The 4,899-nt window shown below is 77.2% G+C and carries 4 protein-coding genes; 3 read left to right on the top strand and 1 reads right to left on the bottom strand.

Going from position 1 to position 4,899, the window contains the following annotated elements; all coding sequences use genetic code 11:
- Positions 1-112 precede the first annotated feature (112 nt).
- The 3 genes from serC (at position 113) to HLB09_RS12895 (ending at position 4,007) form a co-directional block, all read left to right on the top strand.
- Positions 113-1,267, top strand: coding sequence for a phosphoserine transaminase (gene serC / locus HLB09_RS12905; RefSeq protein WP_171203760.1), 1,155 nt, complete (start codon positions 113-115; stop codon positions 1,265-1,267).
- Between the two features lie 155 nt (positions 1,268-1,422).
- Positions 1,423-2,241: a lysophospholipid acyltransferase family protein gene (locus HLB09_RS12900; protein ID WP_171203759.1), complete on the top strand. Its 819-nt coding sequence runs from the start codon at positions 1,423-1,425 to the stop codon at positions 2,239-2,241.
- A 5-nt stretch (positions 2,242-2,246) separates the two neighbouring features.
- The gene (locus HLB09_RS12895; RefSeq protein ID WP_171203758.1) at positions 2,247-4,007 is read left to right on the top strand and encodes an FAD-binding oxidoreductase; all 1,761 of its coding nucleotides are present in this window, start codon (positions 2,247-2,249) and stop codon (positions 4,005-4,007) included.
- Positions 4,008-4,137: 130 nt separating this feature from the next.
- Here the strand turns inward: HLB09_RS12895 and HLB09_RS12890 are convergent.
- The coding region (locus HLB09_RS12890) for an ATP-binding cassette domain-containing protein (protein WP_171203757.1) at positions 4,138-4,899 on the bottom strand (762 nt) is incomplete at its 5' end.

The raw sequence follows: 4,899 nt of genomic DNA, 5'->3' as shown, positions 1-4,899 counted from the left end.
CGCGGTGCACCGCGTCCTCGGCGCACCGCTCCCCCGCAGCGGGCGCCCGCGCCGCCCGGCCGACGCGCACGTGGCGGACGCCACCCCGCCGTCGCGGCGCGCGTGCGCCAAGATGCCCGCCGTGACGACCCCGGCCGACGTGCGCGCGCCCGACCTGCGCATCCCCGCGGAGCTGCTGCCCGCCGACGGGCGCTTCGGGTCCGGGCCGAGCAAGGTCCGCCCCGCCCAGGTCTCCGCGCTCACCGGGATAGCGCGGACCGTCGTCGGCACCTCGCACCGGCAGGCGCCCGTCAAGGACCTCGTCCGCCGCGCCCGCGAGGGCCTCGCCGCCCTGCTGGGCGCGCCCGACGGCTACGAGGTCGTCCTCGGCAACGGCGGGTCGACGCTGTTCTGGGACGTCCTCACCGTCGGGCTCGTCCGCGAGCGCGCGCAGGCCTGCGTCTACGGGGAGTTCACCGCCAAGCTGGCCGCGGCGCTGGCCGCCGCGCCCTTCCTCGCCGAGCCTGACGTCGTCCGCGCGCCCCACGGGTCGCTCGCCGTCCCGCAGGCGCGCGCGGGCGTCGACACGTACGCCTACGCGCACAACGAGACGTCCACCGGCGTCGTGGCCCCCGTGGTCCGGCCGGAGGGCGCCGACGCCGACGCGCTCGTCGTCGTCGACGCGACGTCGGCCGCCGGGGGCGTGCCCGTCGACCTCGCCGAGACCGACGTCTACTACCTCGCCCCCCAGAAGGCGCTGGCCTCGGACGGCGGGCTGTGGCTCGCCGTCTGCTCCCCCGCCGCGCTGGCGCGGGCCGAGGAGGTCGCGGCGCTCGGCCGCTGGACGCCGGCGTCGCTGTCCTTCCCGCTGACCCTGGAGGCGAGCCGCAAGGAGCAGACGCTCAACACGCCGGCCGTCGTCACCCTCGCCCTCCTCGTCGACCAGCTCGAGTGGCTGCTCGAGCAGGGCGGCCTCGCGTGGGCCGCCGAGCGCACGGCGGCCTCCAGCGGCCACCTCTACGCCTGGGCGCAGGCGCGGGAGTGGGCGCGGCCCTTCGTCGCCGACCCGGCGCACCGCTCCCCGGTCGTCGGCACGGTCGACGTGCTCGCGCCGGTCGACGCCACGGCCGTGCGCGCGGTGCTGCGCGCCAACGGCGTCGTCGACGTCGACCCCTACCGCGCCCTCGGGCCCGACCAGCTGCGCGTCGGCATGTTCCCCGCCGTCGAGCCCGCCGACGTCGAGGCCCTGACGGCGTGCGTCGACTGGGTCGTGGAGCAGCTGTCGTGAGGGGCCCCGGAGCGGGCGACCGGCACGGGCGGCGCCCGGCCCCCGGGGGCGCCGCGCGAGCCCGCATGGCCGTGCGCCACGCCGAGCGGGCGGGCCGCGCGGCCCAGGGCTCGGCGCGCGCGGCGGCGGAGGCCTCGGTCCGTAGGCTGCCCGACATGTCGCGCACCGCAGCGTGGGCGGTGGACGGCGCCCGCTTCGTCCTCCAGCGCCTCGTCCTCCGCCCGCTCGTGCGGTCGGTGGTCTCCGTCGAGGTCGAGGGCGCCGAGCGGGTCCGCGACCTGCCGACGCCCTTCGTCGTCGTCGCCAACCACTCGAGCCACCTCGACGCGCCCCTCGTCCTCGGGGCGCTGCCGCCGCGCGTGAGCCAGCGGCTCGCCGTCGCCGCGGCGGCCGACTACTTCTTCGACGCGCGGTGGCGCGCCCGCATCACCGGCCTGGTGTTCAACGCCTTCCCCGTCGACCGCGGGGGCACCCGGGGCAGCCACCGCGGCCTCGCCGCCCAGCTGCTCGACGAGGGCGTCCCCCTGCTGCTCTTCCCCGAGGGCACCCGCTCGCGCGACGGCTCCATGGCCCCCTTCAAGGTCGGCGCGGCGGCGCTGGCCGTCACGCGCGGCGTCCCGGTGGTGCCGGTCGCCCTCGTCGGGGCCTACGCCGCGATGCCGCGCGGCCGCAGCTGGCCGCTGCCCGGCCGCCCGCCCGTCAAGGTCGTCGTCGGCGAGCCGCTGCACCCGCGCGAGGGCGAGAACGCCCGGGCCCTGACGCAGCGGGTGGCCCTCGCGGTCGAGCGGCTCGTGCTCGGGCAGGACGAGGCCGACGGCGAGGGCGAGGGCGGCCCGGGCGTCGTCGCCGTCGTCGAGACCGAGGGGCGGCGGGCGGCCGACCCGGCGGAGGCGTCCCTCCCCGCGGAGGACGACGCCTCGACGACGCCCGGACCGGGCCGAGACGAGGGGCGCCCCGGCGCGGGGGCATCATGAGCCCCATGGACGACGCGGCGCCGCAGACCACCCCCCTCGACGCCCCCGGGCGCTCGCCGCGCACCGACCAGGCCGCGCAGGACGCCCGCGAGGGCGACGGCGGCAGCGGCGTCCAGCACATGAAGTGGTGGGGCTGGGGCCGCGAGGGCGTCAGCTTCGACCACCGCGACAAGCCGAAGCTGCAGCCCTTCGTGCTCGAGAAGGTCGGCGTCGACCTCGACACCCCGGGCCGCCCCGCGCTCGACTTCGACGAGCTGCCGGTGCCGGACAGCCGCGCCCCCGAGGAGCTGCTCGCGGCGCTGCGGACGGCGGCCGGCGACGGCCACGTGCACACCGGCGCCATGGAGCGCGTCGTCCACACCTACGGCAAGAGCCTGCGCGACCTGCTGCGCCTGCGCGCCGGCGACCTGCCCCGCACGCCCGACGTCGTCGTCTACCCCGGTGACGAGGACGCCGTCCGCGCCGTCGTCGACGCCGTGGCGGACGCCGGCGCCGTGCTCATCCCCTTCGGCGGCGGCAGCAGCATCTCCGGCAGCCTGCACCCGCGGGCCGACGAGCAGCGCCCCGTCGTTTCCCTCGACCTGGGCCGGATGAACCGGGTGCTCGAGGTCGACGAGCACTCGCGCCTGGCGCGCGTGCAGGCCGGCGTCCTCGGCCCCGACCTCGAGGACCAGCTGGGCGCGCGCGGCTGGACGATGGGCCACGTCCCTGACTCCTTCACGCACTCGACGCTCGGCGGCTGGATCGCCACGCGCTCGTCCGGGGCGCAGTCCGACAAGTACGGCGACATCGCCGACCTCACCCGCGCGCTGCGCGTCGTCCAGCCGGGCCGCGTCGTCGCCACCCGCCCGGTGCCGAGCGAGGCCACGGGCCCGAGCGTGCGCGACATGCTCATCGGCTCCGAGGGGCGCCTCGGCGTCATCACCGAGGCGTGGGTGCAGGTGCACCGCCTGCCGGAGAACCGGCAGATCCTCGGCTACTTCTACCCCTCGTTCGAGGCGGGCCTGGCCGCGATGCGCGACATCGCCGCGAGCGACGCCTCCACCGTGCTCACGCGGGTGTCCGACGCGAACGAGACGGCGTTCTCCTTCGCGACCGGCAAGCGCAGCCGCGGCGTCTCGCACCTCGTCAGCTCCGGGCTCAAGACCGTGCTGAAGCGCCGCGGGTGGGATCTCGACGCGATCTGCCTGTCCTTCGTCGGCTTCGAGGGCGGCGCCGACGCCGTCAAGGCGAACCAGGCGGTCGTCAAGAAGATCGTCAAGGCCCACGGCGGGATCGTGGTCGGCAAGGGCCCGGGCACGCTCTACGACCAGAAGAAGTTCGACACCCCGTACATCCGCGACTACATCCTCGACCGCGGCGCCCTCGCCGACGTCTCGGACACCGCGGCGTCGTGGTCGACCCTCCTGCCGCTCTACCGCCACGTGCGCGAGCAGGCCGACCGCGCCTTCGCCCGGGTCGGCGTCCAGGGCTGGATCATGTGCCACCTGTCGCACAGCTACCACGGCGGCGCGTGCCTGTACTTCACCTTCGCCTTCCAGCAGGTGAGCGAGACCCCGCTCGTGGAGTACGACGTCGTCAAGGGCGCGATCCAGCAGGCCTTCGTCGACGCCGGCGGCACGCTCTCGCACCACCACGCCGTCGGCACCGAGCACGCGCAGTGGCTCGCGGAGGACATCTCCCCCGCCGGGCGCGCGATGCTCGGCGAGCTCTTCGCCGCGGTGGACCCGCAGGGGCAGATGAACCCCGGCGCGATCGTCGACTGACGCGCCGCCGCCGGGGGCGCCGGAGACGGACTTCGTAGCCTTTCTCCGCTCAGGGCGGCCTCCGGGACGGAGTTCGTAGCCTTTCTCCGCTCAGGGCCGCCTCCGGGACGGAGTTCGTCGCCCTTCTCCGTCAGGGGAGGGCGGCCACCGCCCCGGCGCCGAGGCGGTGGACGACGTCGACGCGGTCGAGCCCCTCGGGCCGGTGGGTGAGCAGGAGGACGCCGCGGCCGGAGGCGGCGTCGAGGAGGTCGGCGACGAGCGCCTCGGCCGTCGCCTCGTCGAGCCCCTCGGTCGGCTCGTCGAGGACGAGCACCGCCGGGTCGACGAGGAGGGCCCGCGCCGCGGCGAGACGACGGCGCTCGCCCCCCGAGACGGTGCCCTCGCCGAGCCACGTGCCGAGCCCCGCGGGCAGGCGGGAGAGCCAGTCCCCCAGGCGGACCCGCTCGAGGACGGCGACGAGCTCGGCGTCCGTCGCGCCGGGGCGGGCGAGCCGGAGGTTCTCGCGCAGGGTCGAGGCGAAGAGGTGGTCGCCGTGGTCGCCGACGACGGCGACGCGGCGGCGGACGTCGTCCCCGGCCAGCGTGCGGACGTCGACGCCGCCGAGCCGCACCTCGCCCGCCCGCGGGTCGAGCAGGCGGGTGAGGACGGCGACGAGCGTCGACTTGCCCGAGCCCGACGGCCCGAGCACGGCGACGCGGCCGCCGTCGGGGACGTCGAGGTCGAGGCCGTCGAGCGCCGCCGGGCGCGCCGGGTCCCAGCCGGCGACGAGGCCCCGCACCGCCAGGGCGGACGACGCGGGCAGCGGCGCAGGTGACGCCGGCTCGACGACGACGGGCGACGTCGCGAGGGCGTCGAGCCGGGAGCGCGCCTGGCGCGCGCGCCGGGCGGCGAG

The organism is Pseudokineococcus marinus (assembly GCF_013004605.1).
GTDB lineage: Bacteria > Actinomycetota > Actinomycetes > Actinomycetales > Quadrisphaeraceae > Pseudokineococcus > Pseudokineococcus marinus.
The sequence above is the reverse complement of the archived record's forward strand: the minus strand, read 5'-3'. Positions and strand labels throughout refer to the sequence as shown.